Raw genomic sequence first — 26,106 nt, 5'->3', positions numbered from 1 at the left:
AATATTTGCTTTGGTAGGTATATTTTTCCCTTAAAGAGTTATTTTTTGAGTGATTGTTTCAACGTGGGAACTTTGCTTAGTTTTATCATCTCATTTAGTGGCAAGGGAGCATTCGAAGTGATAGAGTCTCGGCAATTTCAGCGCTCACACCCTTTGGGGTAAGAAAATTTCGGAGTATTTAACTGTGGCTGTATTTAATAAAGTCGACTTTGATAACCACGAGCAAGTGGTGTTTTGTTCAGATAAAGAATCAGGCCTTAAGGCGATTATTGCGGTTCATAATACCAAGTTAGGTCCAGCTGTTGGTGGTTGTAGAATGTGGGACTACGCAACGGATGAAGCTGCCGTAACAGATGCACTTCGTTTATCAAAAGGTATGACGTATAAAAATGCTGTGGCACGTTTACCATTTGGTGGCGGTAAGTCAGTAATTATCGGTAATGCAAAAGAAATTAAATCAGAGCAGCTTTTCCGTGCATTTGGTCGCCAATTAGAGCGTTTAAGTGGTAGCTACTATTCCGCTGAAGACGTAAACATCACCTGTGATGATGTGGCTATCATGAACAAAGAAACTAACTATGTACTAGGCCTTGAAGGCAAAAGTGGTAACCCATCACCATTCACAGCCTATGGTACGTTCTTAGGTATTAAAGCCGCTTTACAACACCAACGTGGTCATCAAGATCTTGCTGGTATCAAAGTAGCAGTGCAGGGCTTAGGTGCAGTAGCATACGGTCTTTGTAAGCATTTGCACGAAGCGGGTGCAACGTTATTTGTAACAGATATTAACGAGCAAGCTGTTGAGCGTGTTGTAAATGACTTCAATGCAACGGCTGTGGGTATTGATGAAATCTACGACTTAGATGTTGATGTGTATGCACCATGTGCACTAGGCGCAACGGTAAATGACACGACTATCCCGCGTTTAAAAGCAACAATTATTGCAGGTTGTGCGAATAACCAATTAGCAGAGTCTCGTCACGGAGAAATTATCCGTGAAAAAGGTATCTTATATGCACCAGATTACGTAATTAACGCAGGTGGTATTATCAACGTTTACTACGAAACTGCACCAGAAGGTTATAGTGCAGAAGCATCAACTAAACACGTTGAAGGCATTTTTGATACGCTAACTGAAATCTTTGCTCGCTCTGAAAAAGAGCAAAAATCGACGCATTTAATTGCTGATGAACTAGCATTAGAAATCATCGAAAACGGTTTATAATTTAGTAAATCGACTAAATTTATAGTTAAAAAAAGGTGCGCAAGTCGCACCTTTTTTGTCTCTGTTATTTATCGCATCAAGGTGACGAAGTAATGCTTGCTAGGTACACTCGGTTTTTAAATCTCGAGGACGCCTAATGAAAACTCTATCTTGTGAAGTCACCCCAATTGATCTTAATACTTGGCCTCGTAAACAGCATTTCGCTTTCTTTAAAGAATTTTCTCTGCCTTTTTTTAATGTGTGTGTGTCGCTCGACATGGCGGCTCTTTACAACAAGTGCAAAGCAGAGCCGTATTCGTTCTTTCACAGCTATGTCTACCTAACGCTTGAAGCATGTCATGACTATGCGCCAATGCGTCAACGTATAGTTGATTCTCTACCTGTGCAGTTGTCATCGGTAAGAGGAAGTGTGGTCGAGCTTGCAGAAGATGAAACATTCCGCTTTAGTTATTTTGAAAAACACGCCTCGATTGAAGACTTCTCAAAACACGCCATTGCAGTGGGTAAAACAAGTAAAGCAAAACCATTTTTCTCTGATGCATTTGCTGCAACAGAAGGGCAACCTGATCTTATCCATATATCAGTGCTACCGTGGTTAAATTTTACTGGTTTTTCTCATGCTGTGAGTGAAGGTCATGGTCTTGGCATTCCTAAATTTGTATTTGGTCAGTTTGACTTACAAACTGGCAAGATGCCGCTATCAATCGATGTGCATCACGCGTTGATGGATGGCTTACATGTCGCACGTTTTGTAAAACTACTGCAAGAAAAAATTAATGATTTTTGTAAATGATTGTTGCTAATTGTGATTAAACTGAGTAAAAATTAGCACTTAGGTAGTATTTGCTCAGTTGGTTGAATTTTCGCTTATTCTGCAAAACTATACACAGTAATAATGATAATAAATATCAAGGTTTTATTTTATGGCGCGGGTAATCTGCTGTGTGTTGTTATTTTTAAGTTTTGGGCTTATAGCCAAACCGGCACGGCTGTCATTAACAGATTACTTCACTGAAACATGGAGCACTCGCTCTGGCCTACCGCATAACAGTATCAATAGTGTTAGCCAAACAAAAGATGGTTATATTTGGGTGGCAACGTGGGAAGGCTTAGCACGTTTTAACGGACGAGAATTTAAACTTTTTACCCGCACAGAACTTCCAGGTTTACCTGACTCAGGTCTACGCAGTTTGATTGCCACAGAGAACGGAGATTTGTACATAGTCGGTGCTCGTGGAGGAATTGCGAAAAGGTCGCAAGGTCATTGGCAGGCACTCCCAGCTTCATCAACAATGGTAAATCATGCCCTTATTACAAAAAGTGGAGAGCTTTGGCTCGCTTTAGAGGGGCAAGGTATACTTTACCGCTCATCTGAACAAGCGCCTGAACAACAGCTACTAGATAAGCTAAGTGTGTATCGATTATTACAAGATAATGATGGTGTTATCTGGGCAGCAACAAGTGATGGCTTATATAAAATTATCAATAAAAAAGTCAGTAAAGTTAGCTCAAATTCAGGTTTACCTGATACATCCGTTTTTACTTTATTACTTACCCAATCAGGTGATTTAGTTGTAGGAACTGAGAGTGGAGCCTGGAAAAAGCAACACGATGTATTTGTTTCCATAAATGATATTTTAAACAATGAATCAATATCGAGTTTGCTTGAAGATGCAAAAGGGGACTTATGGTTTGGCACCATTAATAAAGGTGTTTTTAGGTTAAGTGAGCGAGGGCTCGAGAACCTAGATGCGGATGATGGATTGCCTAACAACCGGATCTTATCTCTTTGGCAAGATCGTGAAAAAAGTATCTGGGTTGGTACTAATGCAGGACTGTTTAGATTACGAGAAGCGCCATTTACCAACTGGAGTCAAAGTCGGGGGTTGGCATCTGATTATGTCAGAACAGTTCTTTCCCACTCCGATGGCAGTGTATGGGTTGGAAGCAGTAATGGGCTCAACCGCATTGAGAAGGGTGAAATTAGCACTTTAAGACAAGCTTATGAACGTGATCCTTTATCGGTGTTGAGTTTAACCGAAGATAAAAAAGGTGATGTTTGGTTAGGCACGTATACAGCCGGCTTAATGAAAGTCGTTAATAATAAAATTTACCCTGTAAAAAATAGAAAAAACGGTTTAATCAGCAATGAAGTTCGTTCGTTACTTTTTGATTCTGAAAATAATTTATGGATAGGTACTGCCAGTGGTTTAACAAAGTTAAGCGAAGATGGGCAAGTGTATTCTTATACATCAGAAAATGGTTTAGCGGGTGACTTTATTATAGCCTTGGCGGAGGACACTCAAGGTCGATTATGGATTGGTACCGGAGTCGGTGTGTCAATTTATACACCGTCTGAGGACCGTTTTGCCACTATCACTTTTCCAGAATACTTTAGCACTGAATACGCGTTTGGCTTTTATGTAGACGATACCGATATGTGGTTAGCCACTGACAGAGGGTTGGTTCGTTATAATATGCTAAACGACACAATGGCACTATTTGGTCGTCAAGAAGGGCTACCTGTCGATAAATTATTTCAGATAGTTGAGCAAGGTGACTCACTTTGGTTGACAAGTAATAGAGGTATTATTCAGGTAAACAAGGCGCAATTAGTCGCATTTTTAGATGAGCCTGACCGCGTTAATCCACATACTGTGTCCATGCAACTCTATGATGAAGGTGATGGCATGCTGAGCGCTCAAGCTAATGGAGGCTCAACACCTGCAGCAACACTTCACTCTGATGGGCAAATATGGATTGCTACTGCCCGTGGTGTTGCTGTCGCGACGCCTGAGCGGCTAAAAGAAGCCAGTACACGTCAATTATCCACCGTCATTGAAAGCTTTGATGTGGATGGCAGAGCGGTTACATTGCCACCAAGTAATGAAGTGCTTAACCTGTCGCCAGGTATTTCTCGGGTGTCTTTTAATTATGCGGGGCTGAGCTTTATTATGCCTCAGCGACTTAACTATCAGACCCAACTGAGCGGTTACAATGAACAGTGGGTTGATAGAGGGCGCTTGGCTATTACTGAATACACGAATTTAGCGCCAGGTGAGTATACCTTTAAAGTGCGTGCCGGTTATCCCAACAGCGATTGGCAAGATAATGAGCAAGTTTTACGCTTTAGAATAGCCCCTTATTTTTGGCAGAAGACAAGCTTCAAACTTTTAATCGTTTTTGCCTTTATTCTAATAGCTTACAGTATTTATAAATTTCGTTTATACCACTATAAACGGATTGAAATAGAGTTAACCGAAAAAGTAGAACAACAAATGCATGACTTGAAAAAGCAAGCGGATGCATTTGCACATTTGGCTAATCATGATCAGTTAACTCAGTTGCCTAATCGACGCGCTTTCGATGTTTGTTTGTCACAAAGTTTTGATAAATTCAGAAAAGAGAATAAATTCTTCTCTATTGCGATCATGGATATTGATCATTTCAAGTCAATTAACGACAATTTTTCTCATCTAATAGGTGATAAAGTAATTTGTGAAATAGCACGCTTACTCACTTTAAATTGTACCCATATAGGTCAAGCAGCTCGCTGGGGTGGCGAGGAATTTACGCTCTTATTCCCAGAAAAAACAGCAAAAGAGGCGGCACGAGTATGTGATGTGATTCGCCTTGAGATTGCAAACTATGATTTCTCGCATATCGCCAGTGGTTTGTCTGTTACGGTTAGCTTTGGTTTAGCTGACAGCCAAAGTGCAAGTGATTACGATCGGCTTTTAGCACAAGCTGATAAGGCATTATATTGCGCCAAATCCGCAGGACGAAATCAGGTTGTTATTTACCGCAATGAATAATTAGTTCCTCAATCAGTTATTGATTACAAAATAAAATGTTTTATTTTTGTACACGTTTTCGGCTTCAAGGTGGTGTTATTAAAGGTACATTACTTACGTTAATGTTTACATAAAAATATAAAATTAACATTTTATTCACTTTTGATCTACATTTTTGTTCCCCGTATGGGGTTTTATAAAAGGGAACAAAAAGATGAATAAACATTTACTAACACTTGCGGTTACGACTGGACTTGGTTTTTCTTCTATAGCATTTGCCGGTGTGCATAACCATGAAACGTTTGAATTTTCAGACCAAGCAGTAGAACAACTGAATCTTAATTCATTATTAATTATGGATGACCAAACATTTGTATTTAATAATGACCTATTAAATGAGGACTGGGATAACTACTTCGCGTCGTATGCCCCTGAACTTCAAAGTAAACAAGCTTTTATACTACACTGGGCTGGCTATTATAGTATTAACCCAAAAGTGATTTTGGCACTGATTGAACAGCAAAGTGAGGGACTCTCTGATCCTTCGGTTGAATTAGAAAGCGTGTTTAAAAATATCTCTGACAAGCAAGGATTTGAGGAGCAGGTGAAAGACGTTGTATTTAAATTAAGTCAACGTTTCTATGCCTTTAAACACTGGCAAGAGCAAGCCGTAAAGCATGATAAAAACTCAAACTCCATAAAGCATTTAATTAGGCCTTCACAAGTGAGTACTGCCGCTACAGCTGCGCTTGCCAGCATGATGAGTAAGCAGCATAATTTGCATGCTCAGGCAAATGATTCTTTAACTCGCTTCTTAGATATATTCGAGCAACTATCACCCGAACAGTCTCTTATCTTGAACACAGACCAAGTCACTTTCTCAGGGGAAGAGCAGTCGGTTCAAGCCACATTTACTATGAACTTACCTTGGTCTCAAGGGTATTATTGGTATAGTGGTGGAGCGCATTCAAACACTGGCTCAGGTTATCCTTATTCTTCATTAGACTTTAACAATGGTTCTGGTGGATGGGGAAGCAATACGCCTTGGGTTCAAGCCGCACATGGTGGGGTCATCACTCGTTTTTCGTCATGTAATATACGGGTAACGCACTCAAGTGGCTTTGCAACTAATTATTACCACATGTCTAACTTACAATACAATAATGGTGACACTGTGCAGCCAGGAACGTTGCTAGGTCGTTATGCGAATAGTTATAACCAAGCACTGTGCGAAGGCGGACAATCGTCTGGTCCACACGTACACTTCACTTTATTACAAAATGGTCAGCAAGTTTCATTACATAACCGTTATATCAGTAATTACCGTATTGATGTTGGTAATAGTAACTATGATTCAAATTGTAATAACTTTTATTTTGAGCGCAATGGACGTAGAACCTGTGCTTGGCAACCCTTATACCGTTAATGATGGTAAAAGCCGTGTTTAACACGGCTTTTAATGTTCAATTAATTTATCAAGTATTGATCTTTTCTTGTTTGCACACATTTAACTACTAAGACCGTTTTTTAGGCGATGGTAATGCTTAACCTATTTTTGTTACTTTCCTTAGTTATTTTTATTGTGTGTTATTGGCGCTGGGATGATATTAGAAATCATTTTTGGCAAAAAAAATACCATCGTTTTGCTCTTAACTCACAGCAAAAGAATTTGTTGCTAAAGTACATGCCCATCTACCAAAGAATGACCGACGCCGATCGTGAAAAGCTGGAACGACATATCGTTTGGTTTTTAAATGAAAAACGTTTTATTGGTTGTGATGGCTTAAAACTTAACGAATCTATGAAGCTGATAGTTGCTGCTGATGCGTGTTTGTTAGTGCTCAATAAACCCTGGCCTTTGTACCGTAATGTAAGAGAAGTTTTATTGTACCCTAGTGCTTATTATGCGCCCGAGACTTCGCGAGATGGTGCAGGTTTAGTAAGTTATCACAACGCTGTTCGTCAAGGAGAGTCATGGCCTGGAGGTACATTAGTGCTTAGCTGGCATGATGTACTAGAGGGGAATCGCCTGCCAAGCGATGGTCATAATTTAGTGTTTCATGAATTTGCCCATCAACTAGACCAAGAAACGGGTAAAACCACAGGTACACCGCTGCTTGCCAGTAATGAAGATTACCAAAAATGGGCAAAAGTATTTAGTCGCGCGTTTAATCAACTCAAAACCCATTTAGCTTACGGTATGCCACATGTTATTCATAGTTATGGCGCGACCAATGAAGCTGAGTTTTTTGCTGTCATCACCGAAACCTTTTTAGAAAAACCCGCTGAACTGAGACAATTTGATCCTGAAATTTATCACTTGCTAGTTGGCTATTATCAGTTTGATCCCATTGCGTGGCATTAGTCGACTATTTACGTCTGTTTAACACGAATCACTGGAATCTTGCTATGCTATTTGGTGCAATCTTAAAAGTGTGCAAAAACAATAAAAAGTGAGATTTCAATGAAGAAAATGCTTCATACAGCCCTAGCTGTATCGATTTCCCTTGCTCTAACTGGGCAAGTAGTGGCGGCAGAGCAATCAAATGATGACAAATGGCAGGTGGACGCACCAAAAGGCCAATTCCTAGACGCTAAAATTAGTGTTGAGCAGGGCACGTGGATGAATGTGGATATTAGCCCTGATGGTAAAACTCTGGTGTTTGACCTACTTGGCGATATTTATACCATGCCAATGTCGGGTGGTACTGCAACGCAATTAACCAGTGATATTGCATGGCAAATGCAACCACGCTTTAGCCCTGATGGTAAGCACATTGCGTTTACTTCAGACCAAGGTGGTGGCGATAACATATGGGTTATGGATTTAAACGGTGAAAACCAGAAAGCAGTAACGAACGAAACATTTCGTTTGTTAAATAGCCCTGCTTGGAGCCCTGATGGTGACTACTTAGTTGCGCGTAAGCATTTTACTGCAAGCCGCTCTTTAGGGGCTGGTGAAGTATGGCTTTACCACAAAGCGGGTGGTAAAGGTGTACAGCTAACTGCACGCGAAAATGACCAAAAAGACTTAGGTGAACCAATGTTCTCACCGGATGGTCGTTATGTGTATTTCTCGCATGATGCAACGCCGGGTAAAACATTCCATTACTCTAAAGACTCTGTAGCGGGTATTTATAAAATTAAACGCTATGACCGTGAAACCGGTGAGATTGAAACAATTATTGATGGTATGGGCGGGGCTATTCGACCTACACCTTCACCAGATGGTAAAAAGCTTGCGTATATCAAGCGTGATGACTTCCAAACTAGCTTGTATTTATATGATCTGCACACCGGTGGGCATACAAAGCTTTATGGTGAGCTTGAGCGTGATATGCAAGAGACATGGGCTATTCATGGCGTATACCCAACAATTGCTTGGACACCAGATAACGAACAACTGGTCTTTTGGGCGGGTGGGTCAATCCATAAACTAGATGTCGATGATAAGTCTGTCTCGGCTATTCCATTTAAAGTTGAAACTAATAAGCAAATTCAAAAAGCCGTGCGCTTTACACAAAATATTGATAGCGACAATTTTGATGTGAAAATGCTGCGCAATGTACAAATCTCACCGGATGGTGAAACGGCTATTTTTGAAGCGCTAGGTCATATTTATAAACGTGATTTAGAGTCTGGCAAAGTGAAGCGCTTGACTAAGCAAGACGATCACTTTGAATTATTTCCGCAGTTCTCACGTGATGGTAAGAAGATTGTTTACACCACATGGGATGATAACGAACAGGGCTCAATCCGTGTTGTATCTGCGCGCAGTGGCCGTGGCGATACGATTACTAAAGAACCAGGTAAATATGTAGAGCCAACATTTAGCCCAGATGGTAAAACGGTTGTTTATCGTAAAGCGTCTGGCGGCAGTATCCTTAACCCGACATGGTCATTAGAGCCTGGTATTTACTCAGTAAGTGCTAAAGGCGGTGATTCAACACTTATCACTAAATCAGGTTATCAGCCGCAATTTGGTGCAGCGAACGACCGTATATATGTGATGAGTCCTTGGCCAAAGCCAACATTAAGTGTTGTTGAACTTGAATCAAAGCAAGTTCGTAAACTTTATGAATCAGAGCATGCAACAGAGTTTAGAGTATCACCGAATGGTCAATACTTAGCGTTTGCAGAGCGTTTTAAAGTATTTGTTACGCCATTTGTTGAGCGCGGCAAAACCATTAATATTGGCCCGAAAGATAGCCAATTCCCAATTGAGCAGCTTTCTGTTCGCGCGGGTGAGAACATCAGCTGGAGTGGCACAAGCGATAAACTTTATTGGAGCTTAGGCCCTGAGTTATATCATGCAAGTCTAGCGGGTTTATTTGATATTAACCAAAATGCAGAGACTGATTTTAAAGTTAAAAGCGGCGACAACATCGGTTTTACAAAAACCATGGCGGAGCCTAACTCAGTCTTTGCGTTCACTGGCGCGCGCATTATCACCATGAACGGTGAGCAGGTTATTGAAAACGGCGTTATTGTAACTGATGGTAAGCATATTAAAGCGGTTGGCAGTAAAGACAGTGTTGCTATTCCTAAAGGTGCTGAGGTAATTGATGTAACCGGCAAGACGATTATGCCAGGGATTGTTGATGCGCATGCGCATGGCTCGCAAGGTAGCGATGAGATCATTCCACAGCAAAACTGGAAGAACTTAGCAGGTTTAGCGTTAGGTGTAACAACGATTCACGATCCATCAAACGACACCACTGAGATTTTTGCTGCAAGCGAAATGCAAAAAGCAGGCATGATTGTCGGCCCTCGTATTTTCTCCACGGGTACCATTTTATATGGTGCGAATATGCCAGGTTACACGTCGCATATTGATTCGTTAGAAGATGCCAAATTCCACCTTGAGCGCTTAAAGAAAGTGGGCGCGTTTAGTGTTAAATCCTATAACCAACCACGCCGTGAACAGCGCCAGCAAGTGATTGAGGCAGGTCGTGAACTTGAAATGATGGTTGTGCCAGAGGGCGGTTCACTACTGCAGCACAACTTAACCATGGTGGTTGATGGTCATACGGGTATTGAACACTCAATTCCTGTTGCCAATATCTATGATGATATTCGCCAGCTTTGGTCACAAAGTGATGTAGGTTACACACCGACACTGGGTGTCGCATACGGTGGTATTTGGGGTGAAAATTATTGGTACGATAAGACCGATGTGTGGAATCACCCACGCTTAAGTAAGTTTGTGCCAAAGAATCAGCTTTTACCTCGCTCAATGCGTCGTGTTAAGGCGCCCGATCATCACTATAATCACTTTAACAATGCCCGTGTTGCCAAAGAGCTGCAAGACTTAGGTGTTTTAGTGAACCTAGGTGCTCATGGTCAACGTGAAGGTTTAGCCGCACATTGGGAAATTTGGATGTTTGCGCAAGGTGGTATGACACCACTTGAAGCAATTCGTGCAGCAACCTTAGATCCTGCTAAATACATTGGCCTTGATAAAAATATCGGTTCACTTGAGGCGGGTAAGCTTGCCGATTTAATCGTTATTGACGGTAACCCGCTAACGAATATTCGTGATACAGATAAAATCGATTACACCATGATTAATGGTCGTTTATTTGATGCTGCAACCATGAACGAAGTGGGTGAAAAAAAACGCGAAAAGTTATATTTTGAAAAAATCTAACATAGCGAAAATCTAAACTGAAAGCGGCCATAGTGCCGCTTTTTTATTGTTTATTCATTGTTTTAAATGAGGAAACTGTTTAATTCCTACCAATTTTGCTTGGCAGATCATACCCTCAACGAGTGTCATCAAATAGTGGCTATACGAGTCCAGCTGCGAACTTTCCATGTTATTACACGCTGATAAACGCTGTTTTATTAACTGCTGCACTGCCATTTTATGCTCTTTGCAGGCTTGATTAATTGGGTTGGCAGGATCAGCAAATTCGGCTGCAGTGTTAATAAATAAACAGCCATTAAAATCACCTAATTCAGTCACCTCAGAATTAAACCACGCTTCATGGCAGCTGATCAAAGCGACTTTAAATTCTTCAATAGTTGTTTGCTTGCTGGTGGCTTGCGTTAACCAATTTAAAAACCTGTTATGTCGCTCACTAAGGCACGCTAGTAATAGTTCATCTTTACTTACGAAATGGTGGTACATGGTTTTTTTAGCGACACCCGCGACACTAATAATCTCGTTTATTCCCACACTATGAATGCCTTTTTGATAAAAAAGTGACAGGGCGGTCAAAATAATATGTGTTCGTTTATCCATAACAAGCTCTCAATTGGCGACTAATGATAGCTTGACAGAAGTAGACCGACTTGTCTACCATTTGCCGAGTAGACAAATCGGTCTACTTTTAGGAGGCGTTATGGAAAATAAGGTGAGTAAAGCGGCTATCGCAGGTGTAATTGCTTGTATGGCAATTTTTGTGTTGGCCTATTTACAGCAATTAGGAAATTACGGTATTTGGTTGATGGCACCATTTGGTGCAACTGCGGTGTTGGTATTTGGTGTGCCACACAGCCCGCTTGCGAAAGCGAAAAATGTCATCGGAGGGCACCTTTTGACTGCATTAATTGGCGTTGTATTTGTAAATTATGTCGGTGTAGGGCCTGTTGAAATTGCTATCGCCACAGGGCTGGCAATCAGTCTCATGATGTTGACAGACACAATACATCCCGCGGCAGGGGCAAATCCAATTTTGATTATGCAATCTTTGCAAAGTTGGGATTTCTTAGTAATGCCTGTATTGATTGGCACTATTTTTATTGTGCTATTTGGTTATTTTAGTCAATGGCTATTAAATATTCAGCTGGATGAATATAAAAAAACCACTAACGAGTAGTGGTTTTTAAAATTATTAAGTGTAAGTAAATTACACAACACCACGTGGTAAACGACAATCGTGGTCTTTTTCAGCTAGGTTAACGATCCAAAGTTCTTCAGCTTTGTAACCATCATCGTTTGCTTTAACAACAGTGAATGATGCTTTTTTTGCTGTTTTAGCTGGCGCAGCGGTTTTAGTTTTGGTTTTTTTCGCTGGGGCTTTTGGTGCTTCTTCTGCCTTAGGCTCAGCTGTTTTACCAGAAGTAAGCTCTTCAGTCAGCGCTGCAACATCGGCTAGGCGCAAGTTTTTGCCACCATCGATGCTATACCAACCAGGTTTTGTAGTAATTTCAGGTTTCTTACCATTCGCTGCTTCGTATGCTGCTTCGAAGGCATTTAACACTTCTGTTTTGTCTAGTTTGCTCATCAGAGACCCTATACGTTGTAAACACAGATTAAGAATATATATTTATACCTATTTTCAGCTTACTTTTCAATTTTTTGCGATTTTCCTTCCATTTTTCGCTCATAACCGCCAAAATTTGCACAAAATAGAGGGTTGGAGAACGGTTTTATATGCAACGCAAACAATTTACTCAATTACTAAATGACATTCTTAAGCCTGAATTAATCGCTGATTTCTGCCCCAACGGTTTACAAGTTGAAGGCGCGAGCGAGGTAAAAAAAATAGTAACGGGTGTAACAGCAAGCCAAGCATTGATTGATGCAGCGATAGCCGAAAATGCAGATACAATTTTGGTACATCACGGCTACTTTTGGAAAGGGGAGTCGCAGTCAATTACGGGTATGAAAAAACGCCGTATTGCAGCGCTTTTAAAGAATGATATTAATTTATATGGCTATCATTTGCCGCTAGATATACACCCCGACATTGGTAATAACGCGCAATTGGCAAAGTTACTCGATATTGAGTTTACTGCTGGGCTTGAATCTGATCCTAATAGTGTGCCGGTAAAAGGGCGTTTAAAAACACCATTAACGGGTGAAGAATTTGCCGACAAAATTGCCCAAGTACTCAATCGCGCACCGTTAACAAGCTTAGTTAGAGAAGAGAAAATTGACACTATTGCTTGGTGTACTGGTGGTGGACAAGGGTATATTGATTTAGCTGCCTCGCAGGATATTGATGCTTATTTGACAGGTGAGGCATCTGAGCAAACGATTCACAGCTCACGTGAACAAGGTATCGATTTTTTTGCAGCAGGTCACCATGCGACAGAGCGCTACGGCATTAAAGCTCTGGGTGAGTTATTAGCTGAGCAGCATGGTTTTGATGTCACCTTTATTGATATCGATAACCCTGTCTGATTCTATGGAGACTACTGCGCCTTTGCATCAAAGCAGTGGCGCATATTTCACGGGCCAATGGACTGAACCAGCAAGGGAGCATAAAAGCCCATGTAACCATGTCAGTTACATGAGCTTTTATTAACGGCCGTTATTTTGTTTACAGGTATTTAAAAAGTGGCGATAAACAGGGTTATCTTTCATATTTTTTTTCATTGCTAAATACATCGGGCGTGTTAACCCTAACGCACCTAACGGAATCGATTTAATAAGCCCTTGGCTTTCATAAGGGGTCACTAACCAATCGGGCAAAGCCGCAACCCCCATACCAGCACTCACCAACTGGAAAATCAATAAGCCTTGGTCAACCGTTTTCAGCGTGCCATCGAATCGTGCATTTTGGATAAAATGTTTAAAGATATCTTGGCGTTCACGTGGAATGGGGTAAGAAATTATCGTTTCGTTTTTTAAATCCAGTGCGGTGACATAGGCTTTTTTGGCCAGTTCATGATCAGGTGAAACAATCAGTTTTAACTTAAAGTCGAATAAGTGTGCGTATTCTAATTTGTCTGGCTCACGGATATCAGAGGTGAGTACTAAGTCCAGTTCATCATTGATTAGATCAGGAATAGCGTCATAACTAAAGCCTCTTTCATAATCGACTTTAATATCTGGCCAAAAGTTGTTGAACTCTTTTATAGTCGGTAATAGCCAGTGAAAGCAAGCATGGCATTCGACACTTAAGCGCAGGTTTGAAATTGGCTGATTAAGGCTTTCTTTTAAACGGCATTTTGTCGCTTCAACACGCGGTAAAACTTCGTTTGCTAACTCCAGTAACAGCATGCCTTGTGGCGTGAAGCGCACAGGCTGCGTTTTACGCTCGAAAAGTTGACAGTCTAATTTATTCTCAAGATCTTTAATTTGATGCGATAAAGCCGATTGCGTTAGAAACAACTCTCGGGCTGTATTGACCAAAGATCCTGTTTCTTTAAGGGTTGCTATGGTTTTTAAGTGTTTAATATCGATCATCTTTAAAAAATCTCATGAAAAATGTGAGTCAAACTCAGATTATGGACATAGTACGCCTACAATTATGTTTTTTCAACGTCTAGACGTCTAAAGTTTCAGAGGAATTTTACCTCATATTTACAATATACTTTTATTAATCAAATTGACAGCGTTGTCATTTATATTTTACTTAAATTATTTTTTAAATCCATGAAATTACCTCAAGTTGAAACTGAGAAAGCATCAGTTGAATTAGCTTTATCTCATCGCTAATGTTTTAGACATCTAAACAGCTAAATGGAATGGGTATGGCACAATTACATAATTTAGGCTTTCCTCGAATAGGAAAGAAACGTGAGTTAAAGTTCGCAATAGAATCTTATTGGGCAGGAAAAATAAACCAGCAAGTATTACTCGAACGAGGTAAGTCTATTCGACAAGAAAACTGGGCACTACAAGCTAATGCCGGTATTGACTTACTGCCTGTAGGTGACTTTGCTTGGTATGATCATGTTTTGAATACATCACTTTTGGTGGGAGCAATTCCAAAGCGCCACTGTAGTGAGGAAGGTAACGTTGACTTAGATACACTTTTTAGAATTGCTAGAGGGCAAGCGCCTACTGGATGTCAATGTGCGGCAAGTGAGATGACAAAATGGTTTAATACAAATTATCACTATATTGTTCCTGAGTTATCGGAAGATCAAACATTCGCACTGACTTGGACTGAACTATTTGAGCATGTGCAAGAAGCTCATCAATTAGGCCACAAGGTGAAGCCTGTGTTGGTTGGCCCTGTGACTTATTTACATTTGGCTAAGCCTGCAGGAAAGCCGTTTGATACGTTATCATTACTAGAAAAGCTTTTACCTGTCTATCAACAGGTATTAGCTAAGCTTGCGAAGCTGGGTGTTGAGTGGGTTCAAATAGATGAACCTGTTCTTGCCTTAGAATTAAACTCTGGCCAGCAAAAAGCACTTAAAACAAGTTTTGCGACGCTTTCAGGACAAGGTGTGAAGTTACTAGTTGCCAGTTATTTTGACTCAGTAAATGATTATGTTGCCGATATAGCTAATTACCCTGTAGACGGTGTGCATTTTGATTGTGTTGCAGGAAATGTCGATATATCAAAGCTTGATACCTTAATCACACAGCAACAGGTACTTTCACTGGGTATTATTGACGGTCGTAATATATGGCGCAGTGATTTAACGCAAAAGTATTCTGTATTGCACGCGTTAGCTAAAAAAAGAGGCGATAACCTGTGGCTTGCGCCATCTTGTTCGTTGCTTCATACACCTGTCGATTTAGACCAAGAGCAGCAATTAGAGGGGGAAATAAAATCGTGGCTTGCTTTTGCCAAACAAAAAGGCGAAGAGTTACAACTATTGCGTAATGCGCTTAACACAGGGCAAACACAGTTGCTGTATGATTACAGTGAGCCAGTTAAGAAACGTTTAATATCAGCGAGAGTTAATAATCAAGATGTGCAAAACCGTCTGAGTACACTAACTAACAAAGATGCTAAACGGTCTAGTCCATTCTCAGTTCGAATAGCCAAACAGCAAAGCGCACTTGGGCTACCTTTACTACCGACCACCACGATAGGATCTTTCCCGCAAACTCAATCGATACGTAAAGCACGTAAAGAATTTAAAGCGGGGGTTTTGCCTGCTGCTGAGTACCGTCAGCAGATGGAAGCAGAAATTCGCTATGCTGTTGAAGAGCAAGAAGCGTTACAGCTCGATGTTTTGGTGCATGGTGAGGCAGAGCGTAACGATATGGTTGAGTACTTTGCGGAGTTTTTGCAAGGCTTTGCATTCACCCAATTTGGGTGGGTACAAAGTTATGGCACGCGTTGTGTAAAACCCCCGATTATTTGGGGCGATGTGTCGAGAGAGCAATCTATGACAGTTGAATGGACGCGCTATGCACAATCTCTAACAACGAAGAAAATGAAAGGCATGCTAACGGGTCCAGTGACTATTCTATTTTGGTCATTTATCCGTGATGATTTAGATAAATCTACCATTGCTAAGCAAATAGCATTAGCGCTTCGTGATGAAGTTGTCGATTTAGAGCAAGCTGGTATAAAGATAATTCAAATTGATGAGCCCGCTTTTAGAGAAGGTATGCCATTAAAATCAAGTGACTGGCAATCGTACTTGGACTGGGCTGCTTATGCGTTTCGTGTTTGTGCATCGAAAGTGGCAGATGAAACACAAATTCATACTCATATGTGTTATGCGGAGTTTAACGACATCATAGCGGGTATTGCAGACATGGATGCAGATGTCATCACGATAGAAACATCTCGTTCAAATATGGAGCTATTAAAAGCATTTGAGGATTTTGATTATCCGAATGATATCGGGCCAGGGGTGTATGATATTCACAGCCCAAATATCCCCGATATTGCTTGGATTAAGAACTTAATTCACAAAGCGGCTAAAAAAGTGCCAGTAGAGAGGCTCTGGGTCAACCCTGACTGCGGTCTAAAAACCCGCGGTTGGGAAGAAACACGCTTAGCATTACAAAATATGGTTACTGCCGCTAAAGAGTTACGCCGAGAGTTAGGCTAACCTCATAAACATACTAAGCCTAAGTAACTCTTAGGCTTTAAAGACCATTTAGAATTATTTTTTCAGCTTCACTGGCTGGCATAGGTTTGGCCTTTAAAAAGCCTTGGCCAAACTTACATTGTGTTTGTTTTAAAATGTTTAATTGTTGCTCTGTTTCAATTCCCTCTGCCACTACATCCAGTTTTAATGATTGGGCTAATGAAAGAATAGCGTCAACAAGTGGGTTATGCTCTTTTCTTAAATGATCAATAAAGCTTTTATCAATTTTTAAAATATGAATGGGCAGTTGATGTAAATAACCAAGTGCAGAGTAACCTGTACCAAAATCATCTAAACATAGTTTGACTTCAAGCGGAGCAAGGCCTTCTATTATTTTTGTTGCCAACTCTAGGTTACCAATTAAGCCTGATTCTGTTATTTCTAAACATAAAGAGCCCAGTGGTAATTGATACTTTTTATATAAGTCATGTATCTGACTCACAAAGTCGAGGCTTGCAAAATGCCTAGATGACACATTGACAGTGACACGTAAAAAAGGTGTTCCTTGTTTATGCCAAGCGAATATCTGCTTTGCGGCAAGTTCTAATAAGTGCAAATCAAGATTAATAATCTGCCCTGTGTCCTCAGCGATCGGAATAAAATCATTGGGGGCCACTAAACCTTTGCTAGGGTGATGCCATCTAACAAGCGCTTCAAAACCAACAACTTCATTACTTTGAATAGTAAAAATAGGCTGGTAGTAAAGTTCAAAGTCGTTATGCTCAATGCCATGTTGTAAGTCATTTTCAATATCTGCATGTGACTTTAATTTTTTGCGCATTGTGTTATTGAAAAATTTGACTTGTCCGCGACCTGAAGATTTTGCTTCGTACATAGCTGCATCAGCATGTTGCAGTAACTTATAAGCCTTGTCTTTTTCACTTGTACAAAATGCAACACCGATACTCGTTGAAGCTTGCAATAGGTGACCATCGATATTGAGAGGCTCTGCAAGTGCCAGTTGGATACGTGCAAGTGCATCATCAATTTGTTGTTTGTCAGTGATGTTTTCCATAAAAATAGCAAATTCGTCACCACCCAAGCGTGCGAATGTATCTGTATTTCTAATTGTTCCTTGTATTAGCTCACAAATTTTGACTAAAAAATGATCGCCAACCTCATGACCGAGCGAATCGTTAATACTCTTAAAGCGATCGAAGTCTAAATAAAGTAGGGCATGTTGACTTTGTTCATCAGAACGAGCCAAGCGTAAGATCCCGTGTTTAACTCGTTCGATAAGTAATGAGCGGTTTGCCAAGCCTGTGAGCTCGTCGTGCAGCGCTTTATGTTCCAGTTCTTGGCGCGAAAGTTGACGGTCAATTGCCATACTTATTTGTCGGCTTACATAAGTCAGAAGAGCACGATCATGTTCACTGTAATGGTAATATTCACTATAGCTTTGAACTGCAATTACGCCACTGATACGCTCATTAACCTTAAAAGGCACACCGAGCCAAGATTCTGCTTGTCTGCCGACCATTTTAAAATGGCCTGCCTTTATATGCTTTGCAAATTCTTCTTTATTAAATAACAGAGACTGGTCTGTTGTTAAAAGGTAATACGAGGCGGTGTCCTTGAGTAATTCTTTGGAAATCTTTTTATGTGCGTTTGAACGAACACCTTCTTCAATAATATAGACTAAATCAAGTACATCTAGTTGTTTGTCATACAGGCCAATAAAGAAGTTATCAGCTCGCAGTAAAGAGGTAATAATACAGTGGAGCGATTCAAAAAAGCTGTCTAGCTCGCTTGATTGATAGGTTAAATTTGCAATTTGCAACATACTATTTTCAAGCTTTTGAGCATCATTTAGCTGTTTTACTGTTTGTTGTAAATTTTCAACGGTGCGAACTTGATTTATTTTTGCACTCAGTAAATGAGCAACAGTTGAGAGCACCTCTAAATGTGCATCTGTATAGTAATGTTTTTGTGGGTGCTCGCAATCAATCACCCCTAAGACCTTTTCTTTATAAACAAGGGGCACACATAACTCAGAAAGAGCAGGGCGGGCATCCGCTATATAACGACTATCTTGAGTGACATCGCCAACCATTAGAGGGAGTCCTGACGATGCGACATAACCGGTGATCCCTTGATCAAAATCGATTTCAGTTCTGTCTATGTGGTAGGTATCTGAAGAACTTGCTGTTCCCATTGAAGCAACTTCTTTTAATGTACGTGTTTCATCATCAGCTAAATAGATAACACACTCAATAAAGCCAAGACGGTTTACAACCTGAGATGTTACGTAATCCAGTAATTCTTCAAGTGTATCAAGCTGCATCAATGAAGATGAAAACTGATTTATTATACGTAGTTGGTCTGTTTTGACCTCAAGTGCAAAAGCGGTATCTAACCTGTTAGACATAAAAAGAAAACTGACTCAAATTAGCTGTTAATTTATTAACTTAACCTACTATTTATATATCCACAAAGTTATTTTTAAAAAAAACCTTAACTGGTGTAAACTAGTCACCTGAATATGCGCTTGAGTAAATAAGCGAGGTTATTTACTCATAGTTTACGCTATCCCTCTAACTTTAGCCGTGGAAACCAGCAATGTCAGATTTAAATTCGATGCAAACTTTAACAATCACTCGCCCAGACGATTGGCACATACACTTGCGTGATGGTGATCAACTTACCGATACCGTTCGTGATGCTAGCCGTTATATGGGGCGTGCGATTATTATGCCTAATCTTGTTCCTCCGGCAACCTGTACAGACAGTGCATTATCTTATTATGAGCGAATTAAAGCCGCTGGTCCGCAAGGTAATTTTGAGCCTTTAATGGTGCTTTACCTTACAGATAAAACAACCCCTGAAGAAATTAAAAAAGCCAAAGCGACAGGTAAAATTGTTGCGGCTAAATTATACCCTGCAGGCGCGACAACAAACTCAGATTCAGGTGTGACCTCTATTAAAAATATTTATCCGGTGCTTGAAGCTATGCAAGAAGTGGGCATGTTGCTACTTATACATGGCGAAGTAACCGATTCATCAATTGATATTTTTGACCGTGAAAAAGTATTTCTAGAAACAATCTTAGCTGATGTAGTCACTGACTTTCCGACACTTAGAATTGTTCTTGAACATATCACTACAAAAGATGCTGTCGAGTTTGTTAACAATGCCCCTGAGAATGTAGCTGCAACAATTACAGCGCATCATTTGCTTTATAACCGTAATCATATGTTAGCCGGTGGTATCCGCCCACATTACTATTGCTTACCAATTTTAAAGCGAAATATTCACCAGCAGGCGCTAATTGAAGCTGCTACAAGTGGAAGTAAAAAATTCTTTTTAGGCACAGACTCTGCACCGCACTATAAAGACAAAAAAGAAGCGGCGTGTGGCTGTGCGGGCGCATATACAGCTCATGCTGCCATTGAATTATATGCTGAAGCGTTTGAAGAGGCGGGCGCTTTGGACAAGCTTGAAGGCTTTGCGAGCCATTTTGGTCCGGATTTTTACGGGCTGGAGCGAAATAAAGACACCATTACACTAGTAAGAGAAAGTTGGACGGTGCCTGCAAGCTATAAGCTAGGTGATTCACAAGTGGTACCAATCAAAGCCGAAGCGCAAATGGATTGGCTAGTTAAGTAGCTTATAAAGCAACCTGCTTCAAAGCCCACTTTTTTTAGTGGGCTTTTTCATTATATTTTAATTGCTTATAAATACTATCGTCATATATTTTTGCTGTGGCAGTTGACCTCAAAATAATTTTCGATTAATAGAGCTAAAATAAAATTAATGTGTTAGTCTGTAGTTGCTTTGAGTTTTTGCGTATTGAATTTACGGATAATGTGCGGCTTGTACGGTTACCGGTTTGGTTATTGGTTCTTCCTGTACTTTACCCCAAGTTTATTGGGCATTCACTCAGGGAGGATAGAGCCATTACGGCTGAATTTTTAATTATTGACTTACAGGAAAATTTAGTATGTCAAACACGGTTACTGGTAAAGTTAAGTTCTTTAACGAAGCTAAAGGCTTTGGTTTCATTGAACAAGAAAATGGTCCTGATGTATTTGTACACTTCAGCGCTATTACAGGTACAGGCTTCCGCACGCTTAGCGAAGGCCAACAAGTATCTTTCGGCATCAAACAAGGTCAAAAAGGCCCTGAAGCTGAGAATGTAGAAGTAGCATAAGTAATTATTATGTGAACCTGAATATATTTTGGTGAGGCAGTTTCTGTTTCACCAAAATTCCTTCTCCATTTAAGACTAAAGAAACGTCCCGAATTAGATTTCCTCCTAAAGGCTTATTGAAGTAAGTTTTCCTCAGTATTTATCCTGTAACTAGCTAACTATTCCTTAAAAACCTACTTTCTATAATTAAAGTATTATATGCTGTATTGGCAGTTTTTATAAAAATACATTTACTGTTGTATTGGGAATAATAGTGCGATGCGTGAAACGTTCTACGTTTGATTGCATTTATTTCACCAATCGTAAAATAACCCGCTAAACTTAGTTAAACTTAAAACAGAAAAAATCTGAGTTTAGTGACAGTTGTTTGATGAATTATAATGAAGGTTTACTAATTGATGAGCATAGGAAATGATATTTTGCTAGTAGATGATCACCCAATGGTGGCTACTGCAATTAAAATGGTGCTAGCAAAATCAACTCTCGTAAACGAAGTTCAGGCTGTTGCAAGTCAAAAGGAAGCGTTACAGTTTCTAAAAACCAATAATATTGCACTCGCAATTTTGGATATTGAACTTGAAGACTCAGATGGATTTAGCCTCTACAAGCGTGCTGTAAGTAATGGCTTTGCCGGTAAAGTGCTCTTTTTATCCGCAAAACACGATAAGCATATTATTCGCACAGCTGCTAAATTGGGGGCTCAAGGGTTTGTAAACAAGGCTGAAAGCCTTGAGGATATATCCGCTGCAGTAGAAATGATTTTACGAGGTTATACATTTTTCCCGCAAGAGCATCTAATTGCTTCTGAGAAAGATATCGATGAACTACTGACAGAACGAGAGTTGGCTGTCATGAACTATCTATTGCAAGGATTGTCGAACAAAGATATAGGGGAAAAGCTTTTCATAAGCAACAAAACGGTAAGTACTTATAAAGCAAAAATATTTGAAAAGCTTGAAGTTGACTCAATTATTTCATTAGCAAAGCTTGTAAAAGACCGCGCAATTTTTTAGCCATCCAACCTAAATTATGAAGTTTAATCAATACACCCACCCAAGTGGATAGCCTGATATTGTTCGCAAGCTGTCCAGTTTTGCTCACTGAGTGCATAAAAATTCTTCAAAAGAGATTTTTTAGACGATTTAAAAGATTTTTTTTTTCAAGTTAAACAGCCCTTTTCTGTTTTTACAAAATGTTACATTTATGTTTAAGTAAAAATACAAACAAGACCCAATGTTTACCAGTAAAGGGCTATAGAACTTTACTACGAACACCTCTGTTATTTTTTTGTTAATTCGTTGTTTTGGCTATTTTCCCTTCAACGACGAGTAACCAATTTTTTCCGATGAAACCCGAACATCAAGTTGACAGAGCTAGATGCATTTAGCATTATTGGAGGGTTGATATCTATTAAAAGATATCAGGGTTGTCCTCTTCGGAGGATAATTAAATTATAAAAGTAACATTACTTAATTGGTTGGGAACTATGTCTGTTAAAATCAGAAAGAGTCTTGTAGCATCTGCGTTGGTTGGCGCATTTGCATTTGCAAGCAGCAATGTGATTGCAGATCCTTTGAAAGATGTGCAAGATGCAGGTCAACAAATTCAAAAGGCTGCTGTTAAGTCTCAAACTAAAATTGACAATATCTATGGTCAAACTCAAGAGCTAATCGCTGAGTACCGTAGCATTGTTGATGAAACTGAGCTTATGAAAGTGTACAACGATCACGTAGCACGTTTGGTCGCTGACCAAAACGCATCTATCGAATCGTTTGACCGTCAAATCGCGACAATCGATAACACGAAACAAAACGTTGTGCCTTTGATGTATCGCATGATCGATACGCTTGAGCAATTCATCAAAGCGGACGTTCCGTTCAATCTTGAAAACCGTCTTGCACGTGTTGAAAGACTTCGTGACATCATGGCATCAGCGTCAGTGACTACATCTGAAAAATTCCGCCAAGTGCTAGAAGCATACACAGTTGAAGCTGCATACAGCTCAGCAGTAACTGCTTCTCAAGGTACACTTGAAGTTGATGGCAAAAGCATCAACGTTGACTTTGGTCGTTTAGGTCGTATCACATACGTAGCTCAGTCTTTTGACCTTAAGCATGCGTGGGTGTGGGATAACAATACAAAACAGTGGAAAGAATTAGGTGAAGAATACCTTAAACCTGTTAAAGAAGTTATCCGTATGGCGCGTAAACAAGCGACATTAGAACTTGTTAAACTACCAATCTTTGGCGCGGAGTAATCAATAATGAAGAAACTATTTAAAGGTTTTGCTGTTGCAGCAGTACTATCTGTTTCTGCAGGTACCGCGCTTAATGCACACGCAAACACTGGTGCTTTAGACAAAATTCTTGAGCAAGTAAAGCAAGAACGTATCTCTGAAGGTAAATTAAATAAGCAACGTGAACAAGAGTTCCTTTCAGCTCGTGCTGACAAGCAAGCGTTACTTAATAAAGCGAAAAGCGAGCTAGCTGCTGAAAAAGCACGTGGCGACCGCTTATCTAAAGAATATGCGCAAAACGAAAATACTTTAGCAGAAAAAGAGCAAGAGCTTCTTAATGCACAAGGTACGTTGGGCGAAATGTTCGGTGTTGTACGCCGTTCAGCTGCAGATGCAATTGGTACTATCGAAGCATCACTTGTTTCTGCTGAAAAACCAGGACGTGCTGAAGTACTTCGTTCACTTGCAGCAGCTAAAGAGCTACCAACTGTTCGTGAATTAGAAGAGCTTTGGATTGCACTTCAAACTGAAATGACAGAATCAGCTAAAGTTTCAACTTTCGAAACTGAAGTTGCTGGTCTTGACGGTTCAGCTACAGTGAAAAAAGTAACACGTATCGGTAACTTTAACTTAGTAACTGACGACGGTTATTTAATTTACTCTCCAGAAACTAAATCAATTCAACCACTAGGTAAGCAACCTGATAGCTACATCCTTTCTGGTATTTCTGATTTAGAAAACACTTCTGCTGATAACTACACAGGCGTATTTGTTGACCCTACACGCGGCGCAATCTTACGTATCAACACGCAGAAAAAATCGCTTATGGAATACTACGAGCAAGGTGCTGAAGTAGGTTACATCATCACAGTATTATTACTTGTTGGTCTACTAATCTTCGTAGTACGTTTCATTGATCTTGCGCTTACTAGCACTAAGATTAAGAGCCAGCTTAAAAACCTTTCTACGCCGAATACAAACAACCCACTGGGTCGTATTCTTAAGGTTTATGCTGACAACAAGAATCAAGACGTTGAAAACCTTGAGCTTAAACTTGACGAAGCAATCTTACGTGAAACGCCTCGCATCGAAGCGGGTATCAACATCATCAAGATCTTGGCAGCAATCGCTCCATTACTAGGTCTACTAGGTACGGTAATCGGTATGATCCTTACGTTCCAAACAATCACATTGTTCGGTACAGGTGATCCGAAGATCATGGCTGGTAATATCTCTCTAGCACTTGTTACTACAGCGTTAGGTCTAATTGCAGCTCTACCACTTATTCTACTTCACTCAATTGTTGCAGGTCGTAGTAAGTCGGTTCTACATGTCCTTGATGAGCAAAGCGCTGGTATCATCGCAGCTCACGCGGAGAAGGAGAAAGCCTAATGCTAGTCCTGATGGAGATCTGGGAATCTATCAGGGATTTTGTTGGCACAGGCGGCCAGGTTTTATACGTGGTCGCGATAGCACTCTTTCTTATGTGGGTTTTAATGATTGAGCGCTATTGGTTCCTACTAGCTGAGTTTCCTCGTATGACGAAGAACATTGTAGCTCAGTGGGATGCCCGCCAAGACACTACGTCTTGGTACGCACACAGAATCCGTGAAGCATGGATTTCTGAAGCGTCTGAAAAATTAGATCAGCGTATGTTGTTGATTAAGACATTGGTAGCTATTTGTCCTTTAATCGGCTTATTAGGTACTGTAACGGGTATGATCGCGGTTTTCGAAACCATGGCTACCCAAGGTACTGGTAACGCACGTTTAATGGCATCAGGTATTTCAATGGCAACGATCCCAACAATGGCTGGAATGGTTGCGGCACTATCTGGAGTATTCTTCAGCTCACGCCTTGAGGCAAGAGCGAGAATGGCGAAAGCTAAACTTGTAGATAGCATGCCTCATCACTAGAGAGAGAATTAAATATGGCACGTAAACAACGTTTTCGTGAAGAAGAAGAAGCAGCGGTTGATATGACGCCAATGCTTGACATCGTATTTATCATGCTTATTTTCTTTATCGTAACTACATCGTTCGTTAAAGAGGCTGGTATCGAAGTCAATAAACCTAAAGCGGCCCAAGCTACGAAGCAGAAAAATGCTAACATTTTTGTTGCTATTCGTGCTGACGGTGCAATCTGGATTGATAAACAACAAGTTGATGTTGAACGTGTTTCAGCAAAGATTGAAAGTTTATTAGCAGAACAACCTACAGAAGTTGTAATTTTGCAAGCTGATAAAGAAGCAAAACACGGCGTAGTGGTTAAAGTTATGGACCAGATTAAAGCGACGGGTGATAACCTAAGAATTTCAATAGCTGGAGATCAGTAATGATTCGTTTTCTGTTTTCACTGATTGCAGGTGGGGCAGTTACTTTCGGCTTGTTCTACTTCATGGCGTACCTCATCTCCGGTGGAGCTGACCGTGCGACTGAACAAAAAGAGCAGATCGTAGTCGAAATTATGACGAATCCGCCTGAATCTAAGGTGCAGGAGAGGAAGCGTGTTCCGCCTCCGCCTCCACCACCGCCAAAGCAGCCGCCTAAACCGCAGCCGCCTCAGCCGGAAAACAGCAACCCTAACACTGGTGCATTGTCATTTAATATGCCAAGTATCGATGTGGGTGGCACGGCCGGTGGCCTAAGTGGTCCAGGTGCATTTGGACGTGACGGTGATGCGACACCTATCGTTCGTATTGAACCAAAATACCCAACGCAAGCAGCGCGTGATGGTAAAGAAGGTTGGGTTCAACTTTCATTCACTATCAATGAAGTGGGTGGGGTAGAAGACGTTGAGGTAATCGATGCCGATCCTAAACGTATCTTCGACCGCGAAGCTAAGCGTGCATTGCGTAAGTGGAAGTACCGTCCTAAAGTTATTGACGGAAAACCACAAAAGCAATTTGGTCTTCAAGTACAATTAGACTTTAAACTTAACCAAGGCAATTAAGGAGGCG

The 26,106-nt window shown here is 40.5% G+C and carries 21 protein-coding genes; 17 read left to right on the top strand and 4 right to left on the bottom strand.

The genetic code is table 11. The features are described 5' to 3' along the window. Window positions 1-184: 184 nt before the first annotated feature. The 6 genes from L3V41_RS09265 (at window position 185) to L3V41_RS09240 (ending at window position 10,669) form a co-directional block, all read left to right on the top strand. Window positions 185-1,225, top strand: a complete 1,041-nt coding sequence (locus L3V41_RS09265; protein WP_062570699.1) for a Glu/Leu/Phe/Val dehydrogenase — start codon at window positions 185-187, stop codon at window positions 1,223-1,225. Window positions 1,226-1,361: 136 nt separating this feature from the next. Beyond that, the gene (locus L3V41_RS09260; protein WP_237127621.1) at window positions 1,362-2,018 is read left to right on the top strand and encodes a CatA-like O-acetyltransferase; all 657 of its coding nucleotides are present in this window, start codon (window positions 1,362-1,364) and stop codon (window positions 2,016-2,018) included. Between the two features lie 130 nt (window positions 2,019-2,148). After that, a complete protein-coding gene (locus L3V41_RS09255; RefSeq protein WP_237127620.1) occupies window positions 2,149-5,040 on the top strand; it encodes a ligand-binding sensor domain-containing diguanylate cyclase in 2,892 nt (963 codons plus the stop codon). A gap of 193 nt (window positions 5,041-5,233) precedes the next feature. Then, complete coding sequence (locus L3V41_RS09250; RefSeq protein ID WP_237127619.1) at window positions 5,234-6,445, top strand: elastinolytic metalloprotease pseudoalterin; 1,212 nt, start codon at window positions 5,234-5,236, stop codon at window positions 6,443-6,445. 114 nt (window positions 6,446-6,559) lie between these two features. Further along, window positions 6,560-7,384, top strand: a complete 825-nt coding sequence (locus L3V41_RS09245; protein ID WP_193988645.1) for a M90 family metallopeptidase — start codon at window positions 6,560-6,562, stop codon at window positions 7,382-7,384. A gap of 99 nt (window positions 7,385-7,483) precedes the next feature. Continuing rightward, window positions 7,484-10,669: an amidohydrolase family protein gene (locus L3V41_RS09240; RefSeq protein WP_237127618.1), complete on the top strand. Its 3,186-nt coding sequence runs from the start codon at window positions 7,484-7,486 to the stop codon at window positions 10,667-10,669. A gap of 54 nt (window positions 10,670-10,723) precedes the next feature. On the opposite strand, the gene L3V41_RS09235 is transcribed toward L3V41_RS09240, so the two are convergent. Then, window positions 10,724-11,266, bottom strand: coding sequence for a TetR/AcrR family transcriptional regulator (locus L3V41_RS09235; protein ID WP_193988647.1), 543 nt, complete (start codon window positions 11,264-11,266; stop codon window positions 10,724-10,726). Window positions 11,267-11,366: 100 nt separating this feature from the next. Between L3V41_RS09235 and L3V41_RS09230 the strand changes: the two genes are divergently transcribed. Further along, window positions 11,367-11,843: an HPP family protein gene (locus tag L3V41_RS09230; RefSeq protein ID WP_062570706.1), complete on the top strand. Its 477-nt coding sequence runs from the start codon at window positions 11,367-11,369 to the stop codon at window positions 11,841-11,843. Window positions 11,844-11,873: 30 nt separating this feature from the next. On the opposite strand, the gene L3V41_RS09225 is transcribed toward L3V41_RS09230, so the two are convergent. Beyond that, a complete protein-coding gene (locus L3V41_RS09225) occupies window positions 11,874-12,251 on the bottom strand; it encodes a hypothetical protein (RefSeq protein WP_062570707.1) in 378 nt (125 codons plus the stop codon). 149 nt (window positions 12,252-12,400) lie between these two features. On the opposite strand from L3V41_RS09225, the gene L3V41_RS09220 reads away from it, so the two are divergent. Beyond that, complete coding sequence (locus L3V41_RS09220) at window positions 12,401-13,153, top strand: Nif3-like dinuclear metal center hexameric protein (protein WP_237127617.1); 753 nt, start codon at window positions 12,401-12,403, stop codon at window positions 13,151-13,153. Window positions 13,154-13,273: 120 nt separating this feature from the next. Here L3V41_RS09220 and L3V41_RS09215 read toward each other — a convergent pair whose 3' ends face one another. Then, window positions 13,274-14,161 carry a LysR substrate-binding domain-containing protein gene (locus tag L3V41_RS09215; RefSeq protein ID WP_062570709.1) on the bottom strand — a complete coding sequence of 296 codons (888 nt, stop codon included), beginning with the start codon at window positions 14,159-14,161 and terminating at the stop codon, window positions 13,274-13,276. 287 nt (window positions 14,162-14,448) lie between these two features. Here L3V41_RS09215 and metE point away from each other — a divergent pair, with 287 nt between their 5' ends. Next, window positions 14,449-16,722, top strand: coding sequence for a 5-methyltetrahydropteroyltriglutamate--homocysteine S-methyltransferase (metE, locus tag L3V41_RS09210; RefSeq protein WP_237127616.1), 2,274 nt, complete (start codon window positions 14,449-14,451; stop codon window positions 16,720-16,722). 37 nt (window positions 16,723-16,759) lie between these two features. Here metE and L3V41_RS09205 read toward each other — a convergent pair whose 3' ends face one another. After that, complete coding sequence (locus L3V41_RS09205; protein ID WP_237127615.1) at window positions 16,760-19,129, bottom strand: EAL domain-containing protein; 2,370 nt, start codon at window positions 19,127-19,129, stop codon at window positions 16,760-16,762. A 191-nt stretch (window positions 19,130-19,320) separates the two neighbouring features. Between L3V41_RS09205 and pyrC the strand changes: the two genes are divergently transcribed. The 8 genes from pyrC to L3V41_RS09165 all read left to right on the top strand — a co-directional run bounded on the left by pyrC (window position 19,321) and on the right by L3V41_RS09165 (window position 26,099). Beyond that, window positions 19,321-20,367 carry a dihydroorotase gene (gene pyrC, locus L3V41_RS09200; protein WP_062570712.1) on the top strand — a complete coding sequence of 349 codons (1,047 nt, stop codon included), beginning with the start codon at window positions 19,321-19,323 and terminating at the stop codon, window positions 20,365-20,367. 334 nt (window positions 20,368-20,701) lie between these two features. Beyond that, a complete protein-coding gene (locus L3V41_RS09195; protein ID WP_036967526.1) occupies window positions 20,702-20,911 on the top strand; it encodes a cold-shock protein in 210 nt (69 codons plus the stop codon). 398 nt (window positions 20,912-21,309) lie between these two features. Continuing rightward, window positions 21,310-21,924 (top strand): response regulator transcription factor, encoded by a 615-nt coding sequence (locus tag L3V41_RS09190; protein ID WP_062570713.1) that lies wholly within the window; start codon window positions 21,310-21,312, stop codon window positions 21,922-21,924. Window positions 21,925-22,397: 473 nt separating this feature from the next. Then, window positions 22,398-23,168, top strand: coding sequence for a DUF3450 domain-containing protein (locus L3V41_RS09185; RefSeq protein ID WP_062570714.1), 771 nt, complete (start codon window positions 22,398-22,400; stop codon window positions 23,166-23,168). A 6-nt stretch (window positions 23,169-23,174) separates the two neighbouring features. After that, window positions 23,175-24,539: a MotA/TolQ/ExbB proton channel family protein gene (locus L3V41_RS09180; protein WP_062570715.1), complete on the top strand. Its 1,365-nt coding sequence runs from the start codon at window positions 23,175-23,177 to the stop codon at window positions 24,537-24,539. Further along, window positions 24,539-25,063, top strand: coding sequence for a MotA/TolQ/ExbB proton channel family protein (locus L3V41_RS09175; protein WP_062570716.1), 525 nt, complete (start codon window positions 24,539-24,541; stop codon window positions 25,061-25,063). The genes L3V41_RS09180 and L3V41_RS09175 overlap by 1 nt, the downstream gene beginning before the upstream one ends. A 14-nt stretch (window positions 25,064-25,077) precedes the next feature. After that, window positions 25,078-25,482, top strand: a complete 405-nt coding sequence (locus L3V41_RS09170) for a biopolymer transporter ExbD (RefSeq protein WP_058585247.1) — start codon at window positions 25,078-25,080, stop codon at window positions 25,480-25,482. Further along, window positions 25,482-26,099 (top strand): energy transducer TonB, encoded by a 618-nt coding sequence (locus L3V41_RS09165; protein ID WP_062570717.1) that lies wholly within the window; start codon window positions 25,482-25,484, stop codon window positions 26,097-26,099. Before L3V41_RS09170 ends, L3V41_RS09165 begins: the two co-directional genes overlap by 1 nt. Window positions 26,100-26,106: the final 7 nt, after the last annotated feature.

The sequence above is a fragment of the Pseudoalteromonas sp. L21 genome (assembly GCF_021728035.1).
Lineage (GTDB): Bacteria > Pseudomonadota > Gammaproteobacteria > Enterobacterales > Alteromonadaceae > Pseudoalteromonas > Pseudoalteromonas arabiensis.
This window is presented reverse-complemented; position numbering and strand designations above follow the sequence as displayed.

Bases quoted from the DNA above. Each gene is read 5' to 3' on its own strand.
- L3V41_RS09260 (WP_237127621.1), top strand. From the start codon at position 1,362: ATGAAAACTCTATCTTGTGAAGTCACCCCAATTGATCTTAATACTTGG.
- L3V41_RS09255 (WP_237127620.1), top strand. From the start codon at position 2,149: ATGGCGCGGGTAATCTGCTGTGTGTTGTTATTTTTAAGTTTTGGGCTT.
- L3V41_RS09250 (WP_237127619.1), top strand. From the start codon at position 5,234: ATGAATAAACATTTACTAACACTTGCGGTTACGACTGGACTTGGTTTT.
- L3V41_RS09245 (WP_193988645.1), top strand. From the start codon at position 6,560: ATGCTTAACCTATTTTTGTTACTTTCCTTAGTTATTTTTATTGTGTGT.
- L3V41_RS09240 (WP_237127618.1), top strand. From the start codon at position 7,484: ATGAAGAAAATGCTTCATACAGCCCTAGCTGTATCGATTTCCCTTGCT.
- L3V41_RS09235 (WP_193988647.1), bottom strand. From the start codon at position 11,266: ATGGATAAACGAACACATATTATTTTGACCGCCCTGTCACTTTTTTAT.
- L3V41_RS09230 (WP_062570706.1), top strand. From the start codon at position 11,367: ATGGAAAATAAGGTGAGTAAAGCGGCTATCGCAGGTGTAATTGCTTGT.
- L3V41_RS09225 (WP_062570707.1), bottom strand. From the start codon at position 12,251: ATGAGCAAACTAGACAAAACAGAAGTGTTAAATGCCTTCGAAGCAGCA.
- L3V41_RS09220 (WP_237127617.1), top strand. From the start codon at position 12,401: ATGCAACGCAAACAATTTACTCAATTACTAAATGACATTCTTAAGCCT.
- L3V41_RS09215 (WP_062570709.1), bottom strand. From the start codon at position 14,161: ATGATCGATATTAAACACTTAAAAACCATAGCAACCCTTAAAGAAACA.
- metE (WP_237127616.1), top strand. From the start codon at position 14,449: ATGGCACAATTACATAATTTAGGCTTTCCTCGAATAGGAAAGAAACGT.
- L3V41_RS09205 (WP_237127615.1), bottom strand. From the start codon at position 19,129: ATGTCTAACAGGTTAGATACCGCTTTTGCACTTGAGGTCAAAACAGAC.
- pyrC (WP_062570712.1), top strand. From the start codon at position 19,321: ATGTCAGATTTAAATTCGATGCAAACTTTAACAATCACTCGCCCAGAC.
- L3V41_RS09195 (WP_036967526.1), top strand. From the start codon at position 20,702: ATGTCAAACACGGTTACTGGTAAAGTTAAGTTCTTTAACGAAGCTAAA.
- L3V41_RS09190 (WP_062570713.1), top strand. From the start codon at position 21,310: ATGAGCATAGGAAATGATATTTTGCTAGTAGATGATCACCCAATGGTG.
- L3V41_RS09185 (WP_062570714.1), top strand. From the start codon at position 22,398: ATGTCTGTTAAAATCAGAAAGAGTCTTGTAGCATCTGCGTTGGTTGGC.
- L3V41_RS09180 (WP_062570715.1), top strand. From the start codon at position 23,175: ATGAAGAAACTATTTAAAGGTTTTGCTGTTGCAGCAGTACTATCTGTT.
- L3V41_RS09175 (WP_062570716.1), top strand. From the start codon at position 24,539: ATGCTAGTCCTGATGGAGATCTGGGAATCTATCAGGGATTTTGTTGGC.
- L3V41_RS09170 (WP_058585247.1), top strand. From the start codon at position 25,078: ATGGCACGTAAACAACGTTTTCGTGAAGAAGAAGAAGCAGCGGTTGAT.
- L3V41_RS09165 (WP_062570717.1), top strand. From the start codon at position 25,482: ATGATTCGTTTTCTGTTTTCACTGATTGCAGGTGGGGCAGTTACTTTC.